The 21,630-nt window shown below is 64.5% G+C and carries 16 protein-coding genes and 3 pseudogenes; 6 read left to right on the top strand and 13 right to left on the bottom strand.

Annotated elements, in window-relative coordinates:
• Nucleotides 1-20: 20 nt before the first annotated feature.
• The 3 genes from ACVWY3_RS03915 to rfaD are packed head-to-tail and all read right to left on the bottom strand — an operon-like array spanning nt 21 to nt 3,803.
• The gene (locus ACVWY3_RS03915; protein ID WP_456843284.1) at nt 21-1,316 is read right to left on the bottom strand and encodes an O-antigen ligase family protein; all 1,296 of its coding nucleotides are present in this window, start codon (nt 1,314-1,316) and stop codon (nt 21-23) included.
• Between the two features lie 8 nt (nt 1,317-1,324).
• The gene (gene rfaE1, locus ACVWY3_RS03910) at nt 1,325-2,809 is read right to left on the bottom strand and encodes a D-glycero-beta-D-manno-heptose-7-phosphate kinase (RefSeq protein WP_456837268.1); all 1,485 of its coding nucleotides are present in this window, start codon (nt 2,807-2,809) and stop codon (nt 1,325-1,327) included.
• A 13-nt stretch (nt 2,810-2,822) separates the two neighbouring features.
• Nucleotides 2,823-3,803, bottom strand: coding sequence for an ADP-glyceromanno-heptose 6-epimerase (rfaD, locus tag ACVWY3_RS03905; RefSeq protein ID WP_456837267.1), 981 nt, complete (start codon nt 3,801-3,803; stop codon nt 2,823-2,825).
• 158 nt (nt 3,804-3,961) lie between these two features.
• Here rfaD and waaF point away from each other — a divergent pair, with 158 nt between their 5' ends.
• Nucleotides 3,962-5,032: a lipopolysaccharide heptosyltransferase II gene (gene waaF, locus ACVWY3_RS03900; RefSeq protein WP_456837266.1), complete on the top strand. Its 1,071-nt coding sequence runs from the start codon at nt 3,962-3,964 to the stop codon at nt 5,030-5,032.
• Entirely contained in the window at nt 5,025-5,555 is a 531-nt protein-coding gene (locus tag ACVWY3_RS03895; protein WP_456837265.1) for a D-glycero-alpha-D-manno-heptose-1,7-bisphosphate 7-phosphatase, read from the top strand. The genes waaF and ACVWY3_RS03895 overlap by 8 nt, the downstream gene beginning before the upstream one ends.
• A gap of 242 nt (nt 5,556-5,797) precedes the next feature.
• Here ACVWY3_RS03895 and ACVWY3_RS03890 read toward each other — a convergent pair whose 3' ends face one another.
• A complete protein-coding gene (locus ACVWY3_RS03890) occupies nt 5,798-6,835 on the bottom strand; it encodes a glycosyltransferase family 4 protein (protein WP_456837264.1) in 1,038 nt (345 codons plus the stop codon).
• A gap of 126 nt (nt 6,836-6,961) precedes the next feature.
• On the opposite strand from ACVWY3_RS03890, the gene galE reads away from it, so the two are divergent.
• The 3 genes and pseudogenes from galE (at nt 6,962) to ACVWY3_RS03875 (ending at nt 10,636) form a co-directional block, all read left to right on the top strand.
• The gene (galE, locus tag ACVWY3_RS03885) at nt 6,962-7,975 is read left to right on the top strand and encodes a UDP-glucose 4-epimerase GalE (protein WP_456837263.1); all 1,014 of its coding nucleotides are present in this window, start codon (nt 6,962-6,964) and stop codon (nt 7,973-7,975) included.
• A gap of 118 nt (nt 7,976-8,093) precedes the next feature.
• A complete protein-coding gene (locus ACVWY3_RS03880; protein WP_456837262.1) occupies nt 8,094-9,896 on the top strand; it encodes an ABC transporter ATP-binding protein in 1,803 nt (600 codons plus the stop codon).
• A gap of 37 nt (nt 9,897-9,933) precedes the next feature.
• A pseudogene (locus ACVWY3_RS03875) lies at nt 9,934-10,636 on the top strand (fumarylacetoacetate hydrolase family protein).
• Between the two features lie 63 nt (nt 10,637-10,699).
• Here the strand turns inward: ACVWY3_RS03875 and ACVWY3_RS03870 are convergent.
• The 8 genes and pseudogenes from ACVWY3_RS03870 to ACVWY3_RS03835 form a co-directional block, all read right to left on the bottom strand.
• A pseudogene (locus tag ACVWY3_RS03870) lies at nt 10,700-11,153 on the bottom strand (YybH family protein).
• 13 nt (nt 11,154-11,166) lie between these two features.
• Nucleotides 11,167-12,096: an aspartyl/asparaginyl beta-hydroxylase domain-containing protein gene (locus ACVWY3_RS03865; protein ID WP_456837261.1), complete on the bottom strand. Its 930-nt coding sequence runs from the start codon at nt 12,094-12,096 to the stop codon at nt 11,167-11,169.
• A 144-nt stretch (nt 12,097-12,240) separates the two neighbouring features.
• A complete protein-coding gene (locus ACVWY3_RS03860) occupies nt 12,241-12,396 on the bottom strand; it encodes a hypothetical protein (protein ID WP_014493894.1) in 156 nt (51 codons plus the stop codon).
• 146 nt (nt 12,397-12,542) lie between these two features.
• Nucleotides 12,543-12,688, bottom strand: a pseudogene (locus ACVWY3_RS03855) (LysR family transcriptional regulator); the annotation flags it as partial.
• Between the two features lie 67 nt (nt 12,689-12,755).
• Nucleotides 12,756-14,216: a flavin-containing monooxygenase gene (locus ACVWY3_RS03850; protein WP_456837260.1), complete on the bottom strand. Its 1,461-nt coding sequence runs from the start codon at nt 14,214-14,216 to the stop codon at nt 12,756-12,758.
• A gap of 160 nt (nt 14,217-14,376) precedes the next feature.
• Nucleotides 14,377-15,798, bottom strand: a complete 1,422-nt coding sequence (ahcY, locus tag ACVWY3_RS03845) for an adenosylhomocysteinase (protein ID WP_456837259.1) — start codon at nt 15,796-15,798, stop codon at nt 14,377-14,379.
• A 123-nt stretch (nt 15,799-15,921) separates the two neighbouring features.
• Nucleotides 15,922-17,118 carry a methionine adenosyltransferase gene (metK, locus tag ACVWY3_RS03840; RefSeq protein WP_456837258.1) on the bottom strand — a complete coding sequence of 399 codons (1,197 nt, stop codon included), beginning with the start codon at nt 17,116-17,118 and terminating at the stop codon, nt 15,922-15,924.
• Between the two features lie 65 nt (nt 17,119-17,183).
• Complete coding sequence (locus ACVWY3_RS03835; RefSeq protein ID WP_456837257.1) at nt 17,184-18,539, bottom strand: hypothetical protein; 1,356 nt, start codon at nt 18,537-18,539, stop codon at nt 17,184-17,186.
• A 165-nt stretch (nt 18,540-18,704) separates the two neighbouring features.
• Here ACVWY3_RS03835 and ACVWY3_RS03830 point away from each other — a divergent pair, with 165 nt between their 5' ends.
• Nucleotides 18,705-20,408, top strand: coding sequence for a caspase family protein (locus ACVWY3_RS03830; protein ID WP_456837256.1), 1,704 nt, complete (start codon nt 18,705-18,707; stop codon nt 20,406-20,408).
• A 97-nt stretch (nt 20,409-20,505) separates the two neighbouring features.
• Here the strand turns inward: ACVWY3_RS03830 and ACVWY3_RS03825 are convergent, their stop codons facing one another.
• Nucleotides 20,506-21,624 (bottom strand): cobalamin-independent methionine synthase II family protein, encoded by a 1,119-nt coding sequence (locus ACVWY3_RS03825; protein ID WP_456837255.1) that lies wholly within the window; start codon nt 21,622-21,624, stop codon nt 20,506-20,508.
• Nucleotides 21,625-21,630: the final 6 nt, after the last annotated feature.

Here is a 21,630-nt window from a genome sequence, read left to right as displayed (position 1 = left end):
GTTGCCAGCCGCGCGGCCGTTCAGGAATCGACTTCCCCCAGCTTCGCCTCGGCCTGTTGTGCCCGGATCACCATGCCGCCGGCAACGCCGACGCCGATCACGTACATCCAGCCCTCGTGATAGTCGAACAGATGGGAATTGAACAGTGAGGTGAAGACGTTCTGGACCACGACGAGAAGGCCGACCCAGTTGGCGAGCCCGTCGCCACGGAACAGCAGAACATGAAGGATCCAGATCGCGTAGAGAGCGCCGATGCCCATGACACCCCATTGCACCGCGACGGAAAGGGTCTGATTATGCGGATTTGGGAACACTCTGGCTCCCGGGAGCCAGTCGGCCGCCGTGGCGGCCTTGTCAAACAGCCCTTGAATAGAGCCAGTCCCATGCCCCGCGAGCGGAGCTTGCTTGAGAAACCGGATTGATTTCTGCCAATACTCAAGTCGCTCGCCCATTGACGTCGGAGTATTGCGCTGCGTGTAGAGTTGGTAGTCGCTTGCGAAGGTGTCGACGGTCTTACGCAATTGCGTTGAGGTCTGCCAGGCGAGAACGGCGCCGACGAGCAGCGCCACAACGATGATCGCGATGCTGCGCCATCGCAGGTGCAGCAGCGCGAACACGCCGAACATGATCGGAACGGTGACGAGCGCGGTGCGCGACACCACCACGAAAGCCATGTTGACGAAGAAGCTCAGCGCCAGCGCTGTCAGCAAGCCTGCGAACCAATAGCGCTTCTGGCGCAGCAGCATCACGATCGGATAAGCCAGCCCGACCGCGCACAGCGCGAATTCCTGGCTCTGGTTGATGTAGTTCTTGACGAAGATGCCGCGTTCGGAGTGGTCGGGCTTGAGCGTCAGGTCGGGATAGAAGGCGACCAGCCAGGACATCACCGACAAGAGCGCACAGGACGCCAGGAAGGCGATGAAGATCCGGTGCCCGCGCGGCGAGCGCTCGAAATGATAGAGCAGCGCCGGCAGCACGAGCAGCTTGGCGGTCGGACTGAGCGCATAGAGGCGCGCGCCCCAGTCCGCTTCCGACCACAGCGTGCCCGCCAGCGCGAGCAGCACCAGCGCGATCGGCGCCGCGCAAATCGGACGCGTCAGCGATTGCAGGAATGCCCTGACGTCGAGGAACGGCACCATGCAGATGAGGAACGCGACGTTGAAGATCGCGGTCAGCGAGGTCGACCAGGGCAGCGCGACCACGGTCAGGATCGCGAACAGGTCGGCCGTCTCGCACCAGGCTGCCGGGCTGCGCAAGCGGCGCGACAGCATCTGGGCGGTCGTCTCGCCGGGCGGCGCAGTCGTCCGGGCGGTCATTTGAGCGGTCACTTGGCCCCTCCCCGCGCGCGGTGGACCAGCGCTGTCGTGCTGAAACCCTGGAGGATGTCGACCAGCACGACCACTCCGCCCGTGGCTTCGACGACCTCATGGCCGACCACCTGCTCGCGGGTGTAGTCGCCGCCTTTCACCAGCGCGCTCGGCTTGATGCGGGTGATCAGGTCGATCGGCGTGTCTTCCTCGAAGATGACGACGAGATCGACGGCTTCGAGCGCGGCCAGCACCTCCGCGCGCGCGCGTTCGTCCTGCACCGGGCGATCGGCGCCCTTCAGCCGCCGCACCGAGGCGTCGCTGTTGAGGCCGACGATCAGGCGATCGCAGGCCGCGCGCGCCGCGGTCAGCACCTTGACGTGGCCGGGATGCAGGATGTCGAAGCAGCCATTGGTGAAGCCGACGCGCTGCCCCTGCCGCCGCCATTCGGCGAGCTGCGCATCGAGCGCGCCTGGCTCGAGCACGATCTTCTCCTCGGCCGCAAGATAGGCATGCGGCAGGATCTTGCGCCGCAGCTCGGCGGCGCTGACGCTGGCGGTGCCCTGCTTGCCGACGGCAACGGCCGCAGCCGCATTGGCCATGCGCAGCGCCGTATCCCAATCCGCACCCGCGGCAAGCGACACCGCAAGCGCCGCGGCGACGGTGTCGCCGGCCCCGGAGACGTCGCGCACCTTCACCGGGAAAGCCGGAACATGAACCGCCTCGCCGTTGCGCGGCACCAGCGTCATGCCGTGCTCGCCTTGCGTGACCAGGATCGCCTCGCAATCGGCGAGCCGCATCACGTCCTCGCTGGCATCGACGATGTCTTGCGGCGTGTCGGCTCGGCTTCGCGTCGCCTCCGCAAATTCCTTGCGATTGGGCGTGAGCAGCGTCGCGCCGCGATAGATCGCCCAGTTCAGGCTCTTCGGATCGACGATCACCGGCTTGCCGGCTTGTCGCGCCGCATCGATGGTGTGGCGGATCACGCGTGCGGTCAGCACGCCCTTGGCGTAGTCCGAGAGCAGCACGATGTCGGCGCGTGCGATCAGTGGCAGGATCGTTTCGATCAGCCTGGCCTCGACATCGTCCGAGGCAGTTAGCGCCTGCTCCCAATCCGCACGCAGCATATGGGTGGAGAAATGCTCGGAGACGAAGCGGACTTTTCGCGTCGTCGGCCGCGAGGAGTCGCACACCAGTGCGCTCTCGATCCCGGCATGCTCCGCGAGCGCGGAAGCGAGCCGCTTGCCCGCATCGTCCTCGCCGACCAGGCCGACGAAGACGCAGCGCGCGCCGAGCGAGGCGACATTGCGCGCGACGTTGCCGGCGCCGCCGATATGGATCTCGCTGCGCTGTGCCGCGATGATGGGCGTCGGCGCTTCCGGAGAAATCCGCGACACCTCGCCATAGACGAACTCGTCCAGCATGATGTCGCCGATGCACAGCACCGTGCGGCCTGAGATGGCTTGCGCGAGAGCATCGAAATCGAGAATGGGCGTCGCCATGGGTCCTGAGATCTCAGCGGAAGCGGTCGGGCCGGTCGAGATAATTCACGACATAGGCTTTCACCGCATCCTCGAGCGGCGTGAAGCCGCCGTTATAGCCGGCGCGGTGCAGGCGATCGACCTTGCTCTGGGTGAAGTACTGGTAAGCGTTGCGGATGCTCTCGGGCATGTCGACATATTCGATATTGGGCTCGGTGCCGAGCGCGGCATAGGCAGCCAGCATCAGGTCCTTGAAGCTGCGCGCCTTGCCGGTTCCGACGTTGAAGAGGCCGGACACCGATGGCGTCGCGAGCAGCCACATCACGACGCGCACGACGTCGTCGACATAGATGAAGTCGCGACGCTGATCGCCGTCGGCGATGCCCTCGCGGTGCGACTTGAACAGCTGCACGACACGGCCGGCCTTGACCTCGTCGAAGCGGCGCGCCAGCACGCTCATCATCGAGCCCTTGTGGTACTCGTTCGGGCCGAACACATTGAAGAATTTCAGCCCTGCCCATTGCGGCGGGAGCGGATCGCCGTTCGCTACGCGCCCTGCGACCGCGAGATCGAACATGTGCTTGCTCCAGCCGTAGAGGTTCATCGGCCGTAGCTTTTTAAGTGCCGGCAACGAGTCGTCGTCGTCAAAGCCGGCCTCGCCATCGCCATAAGTCGCCGCCGAGGACGCGTAGATGAACGGCACGCCGCCGGCCGTGCACCAGTCCAGAAGACGCATCGACATGCGGAAGTTGGTCTCGAACACGAGATCACCGTCGCTCGCGGTGGTGGCGGAAATGGCCCCGAGATGAATCATGGCGTCGAGCTTGCGACCCTTCAGCCAGCCGAGCAGCTCGGCCGGCGGGACGATATCCACAAGCTGGCGCTTGGCGAGGTTCCGCCACTTGCCCTCATTGCCGAGCAGATCGCAGACCGCGACGTCGCTGCGCCGGGCGTCATTGAGCGCGGCCACGACATTCGATCCGATAAAACCGGCCCCGCCGGTCACCAGCAACATTCCACCTACCTGCCCGATTTTTTGCGGCCGGGTCCTGCCCTAGCGCATGATCCGCCAAAGTGTAAGCGGTTTTGGACCCGCACTGTCCCGGCTTTACCTGCCGGCCCGGAGCGGCTAACCGAACCACCGTACCAAGCTCATCCCGGCCCCATCAACGAATGAACATTGATTCGCAACTTAGCGGAGATGCAAATCGGGACGACACACGCCCGATCCTGATCATTCCCTATATGTGGATCGGCGATTTCGTTCGGAATCACACCGTGGTCCGGGTTCTTAGGGAGCGCTGGCCGAACCGGCCGGTCGATCTCCTGACCACGACCCTGTGCGCCCCGCTGGTGGATTACATGCCCGGGGTGCGCCGGGGCATCGTCTGGGACCTGCCCCGCAGCCGGCTCGCACTGCGCCGCCAGTTCGGCCTGGCAAAGCTGCTGCGGGCGGAAAACTACGGCACGGCCCTGGTGCTGCCCCGAACCTGGAAGGCAGCCATTGCGCCGACCCTGGCCGGCATCCCCGAACGGGTGGGCTGGGTCGGCGAGTTCCGGTTCGGATTGATCAACCACTGGCGCTGGGGTGAGAGAAAGCTGCCCCGCTTCATCGACGAGAATGCCGCCCTGGCCCAGCCCGACGGCGCGCCCCTGCCCCCGGAATGGCCGGTGCCGCAATTGCGGGTTCCGGCCGAGGAGATCGCCCGCTGGCGCGAGGCCAATGGGCTGAGCGCCGGTGCCGCCGTGGCGCTGGCCCCCGGCTCGGTTGGCGTGTCCAAGCGCTGGACCTACTATCCGGAAGCCGCGCGGCTGCTGGTTGAGCGCGGGCTCGAGGTCTGGGTGGTCGGCGGCCCCGCCGAAAAGGGCCTCGCCCAGGAGATCGTCGCGGCGGGCGGGCCGGATGTCCGCGACCTCACTGGCAACGATCTGCGCAACGGCGTCCTCGCCATGGCGGCCGCCGGCGTCGCCATCAGCAACGATTCCGGCCTGATGCATATTGCCGCCGCCCTGGGCACGCCCACCATGGGCATCTTCGGCCCGACCAGCCCCTATCTCTGGGCCCCCCTCAATGGCCTTGCCGCAACCGTGGTGCAGGACAAGAGCGTGCTGTCCTGCCAGCCCTGCCAGCGCACGATTTGCAAGATGAACGACCACCGCTGCATGCGGGACATCGCGGCGTCGGAGGTGGTCGAGATCGCACGAGACGTGCTTGCCAGGACGCAAGGACTTGCAAATGCCTGAGGGCCGCGCGGCGAAGCCCGCCGCATTCCTCGACCGCGACGGCGTCATCAACCATGACGACAGCTATATCGGCACGCGAGACCGCATCCGCTGGATGCCGAACGTCGCCAACGCCATTCGCCGTCTCAATGAGGCCGGCTATCTGGTCTTTGTCTTCACCAACCAGTCCGGCGTCGCGCGTGGCCTGTTCACTGAAGACGACGTGCACGCGCTACACAACTGGATGCGCGACGAGCTCGCGGGCGCAGGCGCGCGGGTCGATGACATCCGATTCTGCCCGCATCATCCGCAAGGAACGGTCGCCGGCTACATCCAGGAGCACGATTGGCGCAAGCCGGCGCCCGGCATGTTGCGCGATCTCATCCAGCACTGGCCGGTGCAGCTCGAGGGCAGCTTCGTGATCGGAGATCAGGCTCGCGACATCGAGGCCGGCAAGGCGCTCGGACTGCCCGGCTTTCTCTTTCCGGGCGGCGACCTCGACGCGTTCGTGACCGAGGTCCTTGCGCAGATCAAGCGGCGGTAAACGGTCGGCGCGCAGTCGCAGCAGCAGCAGCAGCAGCAGCAGCACCAGCACCAGCACCAGCACCAGCAGATGAAACGCTAGGCATTCCTGTGATGCTGCCTTCTTACAGGTGTTTTGCCCGACGCGTCAACCGGATTTCGTAAAATCCGCATCACAGTCAGCAAGGCATTGATTCTGCAGGCACCGGCTACTGTGCATGGGGTTGTTTTCGAACTTCTTGTCGCGGCCGGCGAAGGATGGCCTCACAGCAGCCGCCGATAGACCTCGCCGATCCGCTTTGCTTCCGCATCGAGGCTGAATTGATCGAGCACCCGTGCCCGCCCGCGCGCGCCCATCGCTGTCGCCGCCGCCACATCGCGCATCAACGGCTCCAGCGCCGCGGCGAGCGCATCAGCGTCACCCGTCGGGATCAGCACGCCGGTCACGCCATCCTCGACCACCAGCTCGGCAGCTCCAGCGCGCGCGGCGACCAGCGCGCTGCCGGCCGCCATCGCCTCGATCAGCGTGAGCCCAAAACCTTCGTTGCGCGAGGTGAAGGCGTAGACGGTGAGCCGCTGATACCAGCGCTGCACGTCCTCGATCGGCAATTCGCCGGTGATGACGATGCGCGATTGCAGGCCGGCGGACTCGATGCGCTTCTTCAGTTCGTTTGCGAACGACGTTTGCTCCGGCGTGATCTGGCCGACGATGACGGCGGTGAAATCCGGATAGCGCGGCAACAGCCGACACATCACATCGACGAACAGGTCGGTGCCCTTCTGCGCGCGGACGCGGCCGAAGCAACCGATGGCATAGCGGCCCGGGAGCGCGGCTTCCGCGAACGCGGCAGCGCGATCGATCGGTGGCGCATAGACGTCGGTGTCGACGCCGTGCGGGATCACGGTGGAGTCCACCTTCAGGAACGAGGCCGAGATCTCGCTTGTCGCGATGATCGCGTCCATGCGGCGGATCAGCCAGCGCGTGATCCAGGTGTGATGCCGCTGCGCCGCCGAGGTGAAGACGAGCTTGAACGGCCAGCCGAGCGCGCGCAGCACGACGCCGGCGATCATCTCGTTGTTGCGACGCGCGTGCCAGATCATTGGCCTCCCGCGCCGCCACAATTTCAGCAGATCGGCACCGCTCATCCGCGCGATCCCCTCCGGCGCGTCGGTGCCGAACCAGGCCGCGCGAAACAGCTTCGCCAGCCGCGGCGCCACCATCCGATTGGTCGCGGTGACCCCGGAATAGCGCCTGTGCAGATTTGGCACGATCAGTTCGAGGTCGCCGGGGGAATTCGCCACGTCACACTCCGTTTCGCAAAGCCCCTATACGCAACATTAAGCATAGTGACCAGTTCGGCTGCGCCGATACCCCCTCTTCACCACGCAAACGCTAGCATCCCGCGTTGATCGAAGACGGGTGAGATCATGACTGTGCTAGTCACCGGCGGTGCCGGCTATATCGGAAGTCACACGGTCCTGGCGCTGGCGGAAGCCGGCGAGGACGTCGTCGTGATCGACGATCTCTCGACCGGCTTCTCCGCTTACCTGCCCGAAGGCGTGCCGCTGTTCATCGGCGATGCCGGCGACGAGAACCTGCTCGAAGGCGTGATCGCCCAGCACGACATCGAGAGCATCATCCATTTCGCCGGCTCAGTCGTGGTGCCGGATTCGATGCGCGATCCGCTCGGCTACTACCGCAACAATTTCACGACCGCGCGCAATCTGCTCAACGTCGCGGTCAAGCGCGGCATCGGCCGCTTCATCTTCTCCTCGACCGCCGCCGTCTACGGCAATCCGGATCAGGTGCCGGTGCCCGAGCACGCGCCGACGCGGCCGCTGTCCCCTTACGGCTCCTCGAAGCTGATGACCGAGATCATGCTGCACGACGTCGCCTCCGCCTATGGCATGCAGTACGTGACCCTGCGCTACTTCAACGTCGCCGGCGCCGATCCGCAGGCGCGCATCGGGCTTGCCACCGTCGGCGCCACGCATCTGCTCAAGATCGCGGTGGAAGCCGCGACCGGCCAGCGCGCCAAGATCGACGTGTTCGGCACAGACTATCCGACCCCGGACGGAAGCTGCATCCGCGACTTCATCCACGTCACGGACCTCTCGCAGGCGCATCGCTCCGCGCTGGCCTATCTGCGCAACGGCGGCGCCTCGACCACGCTGAATTGCGGCTATGGCCGCGGCTATTCGGTGCTGGAGACCATCGACGCCGTGCGCCGCGTCTCAGGCCGCAGCTTCGCCGTGCAATATGCTGCGCGCCGGCCCGGCGACATCATGACCATGGTTGCCGATACCAGCCGCATCCGCGGCCTGCTCGACTGGAAGCCGCAATACGACGACCTCGAAACCATCGCCGCCCATGCCCTGGCCTGGGAGGACAAGCTGTTCCGCGAGCGCCATGGCGAAGTCCGCCACGCCGCCTCGGCCTAAAATCGATCCCCACGCAAGTCCTTAATTGGGCTTGAAAAGCGGAGCTTTAGCGGGCACAGAGGCCCTTCGATCCCTGACGCGCGGGCAGGCTTTTCCCTGCGCCGTCAATGGACACCGGATGGCCCAGTTTCCAAAGAAAATCACCGACGATCCCTATGCGGCAGCGGTCCTGATTCGCCGCCTGGTCATGGAACAGGGGGTCGTCTACTGGCGGCGTTACCTGGTTGCCTTTTCGCTGATGGCGCTCGCCGCCGGCGCGACCGCTGCTGCGACCTATGTGCTCGGCCAGGTCATCAACCAGGCTTATGTCGACAAGAACGTCCCGGGCATCGCGATGTTCTCCGGCATCACGGTGATCCTGCTCTTCATCAAGGGCGTGGCGACCTACGGCCACATGGTGATCCTGACCAAGATCAGCAACGCGATTCTTGCCACCAACCAGCGCCAGCTGTTCGCCAAGTTGATGCGCGAGAGCGTCGGCTTCTTCTCCGAGCGGCATTCGTCCGAATTCCTGGCGCGGCTGACGGCCGGCGCCAAGTCCATCACCGACGTGCTCAACATGCTCGTCAACGCCGTCGGGCGCGACCTCTTGATGCTGCTTGCCATGATCGGCGTGATGGTGTGGCAGGATCCGCTGATGTCGTTCATCGGCCTTGTCGCGGTGCCGCCGGCGATGCTGGTGCTGCGCAAGCTAGTCAAGCGCATCAAGGGCCTCGCCTATAACCAGTTCACCGGCACCGCCGATATCATGGAGACGATGCAGGAATCGCTGCAAGGTATCCGCACCGTCAAGGCGTTCACGCTCGAAGAGACCATGCAGAGCCGCATCGACGAGAACATCGCGATCGTGGAGCGCAACGCCAACAAGATGGCCCGCGTCGCCAACCGCTCCAATCCGCTGATGGAGATGTTAGGCGGCTTCGCCGTCGCCGGCTGCCTGATGTACGGCGGCTATGCCGTGGTCGCGCTCAACGCCACGCCCGGCGCATTCTTCTCCTTCATGACGGCGTTCCTGATGGCGACCGAGCCGGCCAAGCGGCTTGCGCGGCTCAACATCGACCTCAACAGCCAGCTGGTCGGCGCCCGCATGCTGCTCGAGGTCGTCGACAGCCCCGCCAGCGAGCATTCCGATGACGACAAGCCGGCGCTCAAGCTCACCGATGCCCGCATCGAGCTGCGCGACGTCAGCTTCTGTTATCGCAACGGCGAGACCGTCCTCAACCGCATGAGCTTCACGGCCGAGCCCGGCAAGGTCACCGCACTGGTCGGCCCCTCCGGCGGCGGCAAGTCGACCGTGCTGGCGTTGCTGCTGCGCTTCTACGAGGTGACGCAGGGCGACATCGTGATCGACGGCCAGTCGATCGGCGCGATCTCGCGCAAGTCGCTGCGCGCGCAGACCGCCTATGTGGGCCAGGACGTCTATCTGTTCCGCGACACCATCCGGAGCAACATCGCCTTCGGCAAGCCGCGCGCGCGCCAAGACGAGATCATCGAAGCCGCGAAGGCCGCCTGCGCGCATGATTTCATCATGAGCTTCCCGCTCGGCTACGACACGCCGGTCGGCGAGCACGGCACGCAGCTCTCCGGCGGCCAGCGCCAGCGCATCGCGGTGGCGCGCGCGCTGCTCAAGAACGCGCCGATCATCCTCCTGGACGAGGCCACCGCCGCGCTCGATTCCGAATCCGAGCGACAGGTGCAGGAGGCGATCGAGCACCTCTGCCAGAACCGCACCACCATCGTGATCGCGCACCGCCTGCACACCATCATGCATGCCGACCGCATCCTGGTGGTCGAGGGCGGCGAGATCGTCGAGCAGGGCCGCCACGACGAGCTGCTCCGCCGCGGTGGGCGCTATGCCTCGTTCTTCCGGCTGCAACATCACGACGCCGGCGCTCTGGCGCCGATCAGCGCAACTGCATAGAGTTCCTCATCAACCTCAAGAGCAGCGAGACCGCTCCATGAACGCCGCCTCCTACGTCATCCCGCTTCCGCCCCAGGCTTCGCTTCCCGTCGTCGGCGAAGCCGGCCGTTATCCGGTGCGCCGCATCTGGTGCGTCGGCCGCAACTATCTCGAGCACATCCGCGAGATGGGCAATGACGAGCGCGCCCCGCCGTTCTTCTTCGCCAAGCACGCCGACATGCTGGTGCCCGATGGCGCCACCATCCCTTATCCGCCGCTGACCAAGGATCTGCATCACGAGGTCGAGCTGATCGTCGCGATGAAGAGCGGCGGTCTCAACATCCCGGCCGACAAGGCGCTCGATCACATCTACGGCTATGCCGTCGGCATCGACCTCACCCGCCGCGACCTCCAGATCGCCTCGCGCAAGAAGGAGCGCCCGTGGGAGATCGGCAAGTCGTTCGACTATTCGGGCGCCCTGCTCGGCGGTGCAGCCGGCTGCGAAGATCGGTCATCCCTCCAAGGGCAAGATCTGGCTCACCGTCAATGGCAAGGAAGCCCAGAAGGGCGACCTCACCGAATTGATCTGGAACGTGCCGGAGATCATCTGGCAGCTCTCGCAACAGGTGAAGCTCGCCGCCGGTGACATCATCATGACGGGCACGCCGGCCGGCGTGTCGCAGCTCCAGCCCGGCGACAAGCTCGAATGCGGCGTCGACGGCATCGGCACGCTGAAGGTGAACATCGGCCAGCCGGAATAGGCCGCACAACATTTGGAAATCAAAAAGCCCCGGACGTCCGGGGCTTTTTTATTCGGAACGCATCTACCAGGCCTTCACCGGCCGGTTGGCGTGGCTCGCCTGCGGCACACCGCGATTGAGCGACATGTGCGAATGCACGCACAGCCAGTCCTCGCCATTCCTTGAAAACACCATTGTCGCCCGCCCGGGACGGTCAAACGCGCTCCCATCGGGATAGTAGCCCGTGCTTGTCCAAGGCGCGATCACCCATCGCGCCGTCGGCAGATGCCAGAACAGAGGCCTGATCGAGCACGAAGCGGAAGTCGGTCGTCTTCGGCCAGACGTTGTTCCATTGCGTGGTGACCCATTGATCGAGGCCGGGGATGACGTCGTTATGCGTGCCGAAGGCCAGCACTTCGGGGTGGAAGAGCGGCCGCGCCGAGGCGTAATCGACCTCGCGGACATAGCCCGCGAAGGTCTCCAGCCATCCGCGGAAGAACTGCGCCATCTCCGCGTTCGCGGTCGGCAAGGGACTCATTGCCAAGCGCCGATCACCGCAGGGCCGAGAGCACGATCAGGCCGAGGATCAGCGCCGTCAGCGAGTACTTCAGCGCGTAATAGACGTTGCGGTTCCACTCCTTGACCTTGCGGCTGCCGAGATGGATTTCGTAGAGCTTGCCGAACACCTTGTTGAGCACGCCGACATTTTCGCCATCGACATTCTGGGTCGCCGATGCCTTGACGATGTGATGGCTGACCCAGCGGTTGATCGCGGTCATGAAGCCGTACTTCATCGGGCGCTCGACATCGCAGAACAGGATGATGCGGTTGACGTCGGTCGCGTTCTCCGCGCTGTGGATGAAGGTCTCGTCGAACATGAAGGCCTCGCCGTCGCGCCAGACGCATTCGACACCGTCGACCAGGATGCGGCACTTGTTCGAGTTCGGCGTGACGAGACCGAGGTGATAGCGCAGAGAGCCGGCAAAGGGATCGCGGTGCGCCCCTAACTTGCCGCCGGGCGGCAGCATCGCGAACATCGCACCGTGCACGCTCGGGATCGATTTGAGCAGCTGCACCGTCTTCGGGCACAGCGTGTTCGCCGACGGCAGGAAATCGTCGTACCATTTCAGGTAAAATCGCTTCCAGCCGCTCTTGAAGAAGGAGTAGAAGCCCCAGTCGTTGTTCTTTGCTGCTGCGCGGATGAAACCTTCGTCGAACAGGCGCACGGCCTCGTCGCGGATAGTCTCCCAGTTCTCGCTGAGCGGCTTCAGCTCCGGAAACTGATCGACCGAGATCACCGGCTTGTTCGGCACGGCGGAGCCCGCATACATCAGCACATTGTAGGGTGCGAGATAGGTCGAGTGATCGCCGAGCTGGCGCGCGAAGCGCAGCCGCTGCTTGCCGCGGAAGTGGACGTAGATCGTCGATGCCGCAAGCACATACAAAACGACAAGTTGCGGCGCAAAAAGCTGTCTCAGCATTTCCCCAAATCCCAAGTGACCCAGCCGGGTTGTCGTGTAGCCCGACGCGGGCCAAGCGGCAAGATATTCGCCGGTGGGTTGCAATCACGCTGGGGAGAGCGCTCGCGCGGAACTTGGGGCTGAAACGGCCGAAACCCGACCGAATCAAGCCCGCGACAGCGCCTGGAGGCCCTTGAAGGTCAGGCGCTTGGGATCGGTGACACCGGCGAGATAAAGTCGGCGGATAAAGGCGATGACGGCGTCGCGATCGCAATCGGTCAGCGCGACGACGGCGTCGACCGCGATCTTCTGGGCTTCCATTGGGCTCACCTCGGCCTTGCGAGTAACCCCGGCCGAGGCAGGCTAGGACCCATCCGTTAAATCCGCGTTAACCGTTTGGGAACCATCGCCGATTCAGCCGGCCCGCCGTATACGCAAAACAGCGCATTGCGGGCGCGCGAACCGGCTCAGCGTGCCTTGATGCTCTGTGTCAGCAAAGCAAACTGCTTCTTCAGTCGCGGCACGGCCAAGTCGATGAACGCCCGCACCTTCGGCACCGAGAGCCGGCTCCCACATCCTCGTCGCCGGCCGGCACGATCTCGAGCTCGCCGCGCGGCCTGCGGAGGCCACGTCCGCGTGCGTGCGGCGATGATCCGGCGGCGAGGCAGGCGACGGCGTGATCAGGAATACTGCATCACGCCGTCGTCGATCCGGCCGAAGCGTAAGGAGACGATATCGAGCGCGTAGTTCTGGTAGAGCCGCCACGGCCGCTTCGAGCCCTGCTTCGGCATTTTTGCGACCGAGCGCTGCACATAACCAGAGGTGAAGTCGAGCGACGGCTGCGCGGTGATCTCGGGATCGTCGTTGTGCGGCATGCACTGGCGGAAATTGTGCCGGTCCATGTAGTTGATGAGACGGCAGACATATTCGCAGGTGAGATCGCATTTCAGCGTCCAGGACGCATTGGTGTAGCCGAATGCCGAGGCCATGTTCGGCACGTCGGCATACATCATGCCCTTGTAGGTGAGCGTTTTGGCGAAATCGACGGCGCGGCCGTCGACGCTGACCTCAAGACCGCCGACAACCTGGAGCACGAGGCCGGTTGCAGTCACGATGATATCGGCGGCAAGTTCGCTCCCGTCCTTGAGACGGATGCCGTTACGCGTAAAGGTGTCGATCTCGCTGGTGACGACGGCGGCGCGCTGCTCGCGGATCGCCTTGAAGAGGTCGCCGTCGGGCACGAGGCAGAGCCTCTGGTCCCAGGGATTGTAACGGGGTGTGAAATGGGTCGCGACGTCGTAGTCGGGACCGAGCGCGGCCCTCACCCCCATCAGGATCAGGTTCTTCACCTTCGCTGGCTTGCGCCGGCTGAGCTGAAAGAAGAACATCCCCCACATCACGTTACGCCAGCGGATCAGGTGATAAGCGAGCCGCGGCGGCAAATTTCGGCGCAATCTGTTGGCGACAGGATCCTGCGCCGGACGCGAGACCACATAGGTCGGCGAGCGCTGCAGCATCGTGACCTGCGCCGCCGTCTTGGCGAGCTCCGGCACCAGCGTCACCGCGGTTGCGCCCGAGCCGATCACGATGACGCGCTTGCCCGCGTAGTCGATGTCCTCGGTCCATTTCTGCGGATGCACGATGCGGCCGGCGAAATCCGCCGTGCCCTTGAATTCCGGCGTATAGCTCGCTTCGTATCTGTAATAGCCCGAGCACATGAACAGGAAGTTGCACGTGAAGCGCACTAGCTCGGTCGCGCCCTCGCCCGTGATGCGCTCGGCCTCGATGGTCCAGCGCGCATCCGGCGTCGCCCACGCCGCGCGCTTGACGCGATGATGGAAGCGGATGTGCTTCTCGATGCCGTTCTCGGCGGCGGTCTCGCGCACATAATTCAGGATCTGCGGCCCGTCGGCGATCGCCTTCGGATCGGTCCAGGGTTTGAAAGAATATCCGAGCGTGAACATGTCGCTGTCGGAACGGACCCCGGGATAGCGGAACAGGTCCCAGGTGCCGCCGATGCAGTCTCGCCCTTCCAGGATGACGTAGCTCTTGCCCGGGCATTTGGTCTGAAGGTGATAGCCCGCGCCGATGCCCGATAGCCCTGCACCGACGATGAGGACGTCGAAATGTTCTGGTTGCATGATTTCCTCCGCCGAGGAGGATTGTCCGCCTGCCGCTGCGGGCCGTCAATCGCCAATCGACCGTGCCGCAACTGCAAAGCGAGTAGAATTCCATGCGCCGAAACAACGAAGCCCCGGATCGCTCCGGGGCTTCGCGTCGATGGTCGATCGAACCGGTCGATCAGTACCGGTAGTGATCCGACTTGTACGGGCCTTCCTGCTTCACGCCGATATAGTCGGCCTGGTCCTTGCGCAGCTCGGTGAGCTTGACGCCGATCTTGGCGAGGTGCAGACGCGCAACCTTCTCGTCCAGGGTCTTCGGCAGCACGTACACCTTCTTCTCGTACTTGCCGTCCTTGTTGTTGGCGAACAGCTCGATCTGCGCCAGCGTCTGGTTGGTGAAGGACGCCGACATCACGAAGGAGGGATGGCCCATCGCGTTGCCGAGGTTCACGAGGCGCCCTTCCGACAGCAGGATGATGCGGTGCTTGTCCGGGAACTCGATCTCGTCGACCTGCGGTTTGATGTTGGTCCACTTCAGGTTACGCAGACCGGCGATCTGGATCTCGTTGTCGAAGTGGCCGATGTTGCAGACGATGGCGCGATCCTTCATCGCGCGCATGTGCTCGATGGTGATGATGTCCTTGTTGCCGGTGGCGGTGACGAAGATGTCAGCGCGGGGCGCGGCGTCTTCCATCGTCGTGACTTCGTAGCCTTCCATCGCCGCCTGCAGCGCGCAGATCGGATCGACCTCCGACACCATCACGCGGCAGCCGGCTTGGCGCAGCGAAGCCGCCGAGCCCTTGCCGACGTCGCCGAAGCCCGCGACCATCGCGACCTTGCCCGACATCATCACGTCGGTGCCGCGGCGAATGCCGTCGACCAGCGATTCACGGCAGCCATAGAGGTTGTCGAACTTGGACTTGGTGACGCTGTCGTTGACGTTGATCGCCGGCCACAGCAGCGTGCCCGCCTTCTGCATGTCGTAGAGACGATGCACGCCCGTGGTGGTCTCTTCGGACACGCCCTTGATGCTGTTGGCGATCCCGGCGAAGTAGCCCTTCGGCTTCTCCTTGAGCTGCTTCTTCAGCAGCGCGAAGAAGACTTCCTCTTCCTCGGAGCCGGGCTTGTCGAGGAAGGCGGTGTCGCCGTTCTCGGCGCGCAAGCCGAGATGGACGTACATGGTGGCGTCGCCGCCGTCATCGAGGATCATGTTCGGGTGACCGCCGCCGTGCCAGTCGAACAGCTTTGCGGTGTAGTCCCAGTAATCCTTCAGCGTCTCGCCCTTGACGGCGAAGACGGGAATGCCGGCGGCCGCGATCGCCGCTGCGGCATGGTCCTGCGTCGAATAGATGTTGCAGGAGACCCAGCGGATGTCGGCGCCCAGCGCGGCCAGCGTCTCGATCAGCACGCCGGTCTGGATCGTCATATGCAGGGAGCCCGCGATGCGTGCGCCCTTGAGCGGCTGCTTCGGGCCGAACTCCTCGCGGGTGGCCATCAGGCCGGGCATCTCGGTCTCGGCCAGCGAGAGCTCCTTGCGGCCGAAATCGGCGAGCGAAATGTCCTTGACGATGTAATCGGTGAAGCCGGGCTTCGCGTTCATAGGGGGTTCCTGTCTGTTTGGCTCGTCATTCCGGGGCGCCCATGAAACGAGCGAATCCGGAATCCAGAGGTTCGAGATTCCCGGTTCGCCGCTGTCGCGGCGCCCCGGAATGACGCAAGAGAACTAGAGCGCGCGCTTGAGCGGCTCGACGAGATCCGTCTTCTCCCAGGAGAAGCCGCCCTCGTTGTCGGGCGTGCGGCCGAAATGGCCGTAGGCCGAGGTGCGCGCGTAGATCGGGCGGTTGAGGTCGAGATGGGTGCGGATGCCGCGCGGGGTGAGGTCCATCGCCTTGGCGGCAGCCTTCTCGAGCTGGTCCTCCGACACCTTGCCGGTGCCGTGGGTGTCGATATAGATCGACAGCGGACGCGCCACGCCGATGGCGTAGGCGAGCTGCAGCGTGCAGCGGTCGGCAAGACCGGCCGCGACGATGTTCTTGGCGACGTAGCGCGCAGCATAAGCCGCCGAGCGGTCGACCTTGGTCGGATCCTTGCCGGAGAACGCGCCGCCGCCATGCGGAGCCGCGCCGCCATAGGTGTCGACGATGATCTTGCGGCCGGTCAGGCCGGAGTCACCGTCGGGACCGCCGATGTAGAACTTGCCGGTCGGGTTGATGTGCCAGATCGTCTTCGGCGTGATCCAGTCCGCCGGCAGCGCCTCGCGCACATAGGGCTCGACGATGTCGCGGATCTGCTTGGACGAGAGGTCCTCGACTAGATGCTGGTGCGACACTACGATCTCGCGCACGCCGACCGGCTTGCCGTTCTCGTATTGCACGGTGACCTGGCTCTTGGAGTCCGGACCCAGCACCTTCTCCTTGCCGGAGTGACGGGCTTCGGAGATGAGACGCAGGATCTTGTGGGCGTAGAAGATCGGCGCCGGCATCAGATCGGGCGTCTCGTTGGTGGCGTAGCCGAACATGATACCCTGGTCGCCAGCGCCCTCTTCCTTGACCTCACCCGGCTGCAGCGCATCGACCCCCTGCGCAATATCGGCCGACTGCGGATGCAAGAGGATCTCGATGTCGCAGGTCTTCCAGTGGAAGCCGTCCTGCTCATAACCGATGTCCTTGATGGCGTTGCGGACGACGCCCTCGATCTGCTCGTTGGTCACCGACTTCGGACCGCGGGTCTCACCGGCAATCACGACCTTGTTGGTGGTCGCGAGGGTCTCGCAGGCGGCGCGGATCTGCCAGGGATCGATGCCGGCCTTCGGCCCCTCGCGGTAGAATAGATCGACGATTTCATCGGAGATCCGGTCGCAGACCTTGTCGGGATGGCCTTCGGACACGGACTCGCTGGTGAAGAGATAGGACGCGCGCATCAGTAACCCCTTGTTCCGCCGCCGCTAAGCTAGCGGGTGTTTGCGATGTTTAGACTTGGATTATGTCAATCACGCCGTCGCGAGATGACGTAGGATTCGTCGAGAAACCAGAGCCCGTTATACTTGCGCAGCACGTCCCGGGCGGCATCCAGAGTGCGGCCGTTTTGAGTCATTTCTGTCAATCGGTCGTCCTCGATCTGCGCCACATACACCGCCGCGTTCCACGCTGCAAAGGCCGTCGAGGTTCCGATGGTACCCGTTACCTCGTTGGGCAGCGCTTCCATATCATACCTGAAGATCGAGCGGTTGTCCGCATATGCATTAAAATTTAGGTCGCGGCCCAACGATCCAAGCTCATACTTAACCGCGCGCAATATCTCATGGCGGCTGACCGCGAAAGGGTTTTCTCCGGGCCAGATTGCCTGGATCATTTCCATGCCCGGATCCTGGCCGTGAGAGTGGATTCCGATCAGCCTGCCGCCGGGCCGAAGCGCCCGCGCCAGGGGCGCAATGATCCGTTTTGCCCGGAAATTGACCGAGGACAGGGCCCGGTAAGGCTGGGAGGCAATCACGAGGTCGAAATTGGCCTCGGTCTGGCCCGGCCGCGGAATGGTCGAATCCAGCAGGAAACGGTGGTCCTCGCGATAGAGCACGAGGACGACGGGCCGCTCATAGAGCGGCATGGCCGTGCGTGGGCTGATGGCCGCGCGCCAGTTCTGCTCCAGGAACGGCCTGAGCTCGGCGATCTGCTGCTCGAACTCGCCCGATGAAGCGCCGCGCAGCGGGACCTCGTGCCAGACTGTGGCGGCGGCCGCCGCGGGCGATGCCGGCGTGAGCCAGGGCGCCTCGGAGTAGAACATGTTGGTGAAGACGAACACCGAGGCTGGATGCTCGAAAATGCGGTCCGGCACCTTCTCCAGCGTCAGGCGCAGATCCTCGAGGCTGAGCTCCTTGCCGGCGACATAGAACGGCATGTGCGGATAGCGCTGGTGCGTCGCGCGCAGCACCCGCGCCAGCACCGTGCCGTCGCCGACGCCCGCATCGAAAATGCGCAGCGCCGGCGGGCGCGGATGGATGCTGGAGAGCTCGAGCGCAACACGCTCGGCGATCACCCGCTTCTCGCTGCAGGTATGAACGAACAGCAGGTATTTCTGCCGGTTCTCGAAGAAACGGAAATTGCCGCGCGGATCGCGCTTTTCCGGCGGCACCTGGAGGCCACGCGGCGGCGGCAGGCCGCCGGTCGTCGATGCCGCGATATAGGCCTGGATCCGCTCCAGCGTGTCGATGGTGATGCGCTTGCCCTCGCGCAGGCGATGCACGAGCTTCCCATCGTTCACCGCGCGGCGGCCAAAGGTCGATTCCGCCATGTCCGCCTTACGGCAGAAGTCGGTGATCTGGCTCAGGATTTCGTCGTTTTTCATCGGTGGGAAGGTGGTGGGCAGCAGCGTTGGGCTTTGCCTCGTAGCAAATTCTGCCCACTGATGGAATAGCCTTCCGTGCTTTACTCCACGTCCAATGACGACAGCGTGAACCCGGGGGCACCGCCGGGCAACAAACAGGCGCCTCTCTCTTATGGGACCACCGTCATGCGTCGCCCGCTCGCCGCACTCTGCCTGCTCACCGCCGCGCTTTGGGCAGCACCCGCGCTGGCGCAGACGCGCAGCCAGCTTGGCCCGCTCTGCACCACCGAGAGCACGCCGGCGGACCAGATGGTCGACGCCTGCACCAAAATCATTGCCCTGAAAGTGTTCAACGGCGAACAGCTCGCGACCGTCTATTTCTGGCGTGCGGTGGGCTGGAACAAGAAGGGCGACTACGCCAAGGTCATTGCGGACACCACCGAAGCGATCCGGCTGAAGCCGAGCCAGGCGGTCTACAACTTGCGGGGATCGGCCTATTACGACAAGGGCGATTACGACATCGCGATCGCCGACTTTGACGATGCACTCAAGCTCGGGCCTCCCAGCGGCATCATCTTCCACAATCGCGGTAACGCCTGGCGCGGCAAGCGCGATTACGCCAAGGCGATCGCCGACTACGATGCCGCCATCAAGGCCGATCCGAAATCGGCGTTCTCGTTCCAGAACCGCGGCATCTCCAAGGAGGCGCTCGGCGAGCTCGACGGCGCGCTCGCCGACATCAACCAGGCGATCCGGCTCGACCCGACGCTGCCGCAGCCGCTGATCAACCGCACCTCGATCTGGCGCGCCAAGGGCGAGCTCGATCGCGCCATCGCCGATGGCAGCGAGGCGATCCGGCTCGCCAAGGAGAAGCCGCCGGTCAACATCATGACGCCGCCGAACAGCGTCCTGATCTCCGGCTACACCCATCGCGCGCTGGCCTATGAGGCGAAAGGCGACTACGCCCACGCGCGCGAGGACTACAACGCGACGCTGGCGATCGTGGCTTCCGACGCCATCAGCAAGGCCAACCAGGCCACCGCAAAGGTGCGACTGTCGCTGGTGATCGATGCCACCGCGCCGATCCCGCGCGATGCGCCCTCACCCGCAACACAGCCGGCGGCCCCCGCTTCGCAGCAATCCGGCGCAGCACCCACGCCGGCCGTTCGCGGCACGCGCATGGCGCTGATCATCGGCAACGGCGCCTATGCGCATGTGAAGGCGCTGCCCAACCCGCCCAATGACGCGCGTGCCGTCGCCAAGAGCCTGCGCGACATCGGCTTCACGGTGTCGGAGGGCGTCGACCTCGACCGCGCCGCGATGCAGAAGATGACGCGCGACTTCCTGCGTGACGCGGCACGGGCGCTGGTCGCATTGGTCTACTATGCCGGCCACGGCGTGCAGGTGGACGGCCGCAATTACCTCATTCCCATCGACGTCGAGCTCAAGCCGGGCGCGAACATGACGGAGGCGATGATCGATATGGACACGATCATGGCCGGCCTCGACGACCAGGTCCGCACCAACATTTTGATCTTCGACGCTTGCCGCAGCAATCCGATGGCGCAACAGGTGGCGAGCGCCGGCACCAATCGCGGCATCGAGGGCGCCTCCGGCCTTGCCGCGCCGACGAGTCTGGGTGCCGGTGCGACGCTGGGCGCCGGCACGCTGATCGCCTTCGCCACCGCGCCGGGCCAGGTCGCCCTCGACGGCGAAGGCGCCAACTCGCCGTTCTCCGCGGCGTTGTCACGCCACATCGGCACGCCGGGCCTGGAGGTGCAGCAGATGCTGACGCGGGTGCGGGCCGAGGTGGTGTCGAGCACCAAGAACAAGCAGGTGCCGTGGTCGAACTCGTCGCTGCTGGGCGAGGTTTACTTGGCGGATAAGTGACGACGCGCATGCGCCTCGTCATCCCGGGATGCTGCGCAAGCACCAGACCCGGGATCGCGAGATTCCGGGTTCGCGCTAGGCGGAATGACGCTACGCGTCAATTACCCCACACTTCCTTCGCGATCTCCACCGCGAGGCTGAGCTTGGCCCACTGTTCTTCCTCGGAAAGGATGTTGCCCTCTTCGGTCGAGGCAAAGCCGCATTGCGGCGACAGCGCGAGCTGCTCCAGCGGGGCGAACTTGGCGGCTTCTTCCAGACGGCGCTTGATGTCGTCCTTCTTCTCGAGCTCGCCGAACTTCGAGGTGATGACGCCGACCACGACGACCTTGTTGCCCTTGGGCAGGAAGCGCAGCGGCTCGAAGCCGCCGGCGCGGTCGGAGTCGTATTCCAGGAAGTAGCCGTCGTAATTGGTGCCGGCGAGCATGGTCTCGGCCACGGGCTCGTAGCCGCCCGAAGAGATCCAGGTCGAACGGAAATTGCCGCGGCAGACGTGCGTCGTCACCACCATGTCGGCCGGCTTCTCGGCCAGCGCGTAATTGATGATGCGGGCGTAGATCTGCTGAAGACCGTCCGGGTTGTCGCCGCGCTCGCGCGCCTTCTGCAACTCGTCCTGCGAGCAGAGATAGGCCCAGACCGTGTCGTCGAATTGGAGGTAGCGGCACCCGGCGTCGTAGAACGCCTTGACTGCCTTGCGGTAGGTCTTGCCGAGGTCCTCGTAGAAGGCGTCGAGATCGGGATAGACGTCCTTGGAGATCGACTTGCGGCCGCCGCGGAAGTGCAGCACTGCCGGCGACGGGATCGTCATCTTGGCGGTGACGTGGGCCTGGTCGGCGACCTTCTTCAGGAAGCGGAAGTGGTCCAGCATCGGGTGGCTATCGGGAAAATCGAGCTTGCCGATCACGCGCACCGCGTCGTGACGGGTCTGCACGCCCGTGAACTGGATGCCGGTGTCGGGGTGGAACAGTTCGCAGCCGGTGAGCTTGGCGAGGAAGTCGAAATGCCACCAGGAGCGGCGGAATTCGCCGTCGGTCGCGAGCTTCAAGCCGATCGAGGCCTGCTTGTGCACGACCTTCTCGATCTCCATGTCCTCGATCTTGCGCAGATCGTCGGCCGAAATCTCGCCCTTCTCGAGCTTGGCTCGGGCGTCCTTGATCTTGGCGGGACGCAGGAGGCTGCCGACCTCGTCGGCGCGGAAGGGGGCTTTGGTTCGCTGCATTTGGTA

The sequence above is a fragment of the Bradyrhizobium sp. USDA 4486 genome (assembly GCF_054057995.1).
The sequence above is the reverse complement of the archived record's forward strand: the minus strand, read 5'-3'. Positions and strand labels throughout refer to the sequence as shown.